Annotated in this window: 1 protein-coding gene; it reads right to left on the reverse strand. The window is 65.7% G+C overall.

From position 1 onward, the window contains the following. A partial coding sequence (locus tag ACFFNA_RS41400; protein ID WP_378925639.1) for a tyrosine-type recombinase/integrase occupies positions 1–332 on the reverse strand: 332 nt, incomplete at both ends.

Here is a 332-nt window from a genome sequence, read left to right on the forward strand (position 1 = left end):
CCTCCAATAGATGGACGGCAAAGGCGTGCCGCAGGCTGTGCGGCGTGACCGGTTTGGGCAAGCGGGAGAGGTCGCGCGCTTTCGCGCAGGCTTGTCCCACCGCATCCCTGGTGATCGGCTGGCCGGCACGATCGCCGGGGAAGAGCCACGCCTCTGGCCGGCGCACCTTCCAATAGCTGCGCAGGATCTCCAGCAGCTTGGGCGACAGCATCACGTAGCGGTCCTTCAGGCCTTTGCCCTGCTCGACGCGGATGACCATTCTCTGGCTGTCGATGTCCGTGGTCTTCAGCTGAACCGCCTCCGAGATGCGCAAGCCGGCGGCATAGCAGGTG

It is taken from the genome of Mesorhizobium kowhaii (genome assembly GCF_042431665.1).
In the GTDB taxonomy this organism is placed as follows: Bacteria; Pseudomonadota; Alphaproteobacteria; order Rhizobiales; family Rhizobiaceae; genus Mesorhizobium; species Mesorhizobium kowhaii.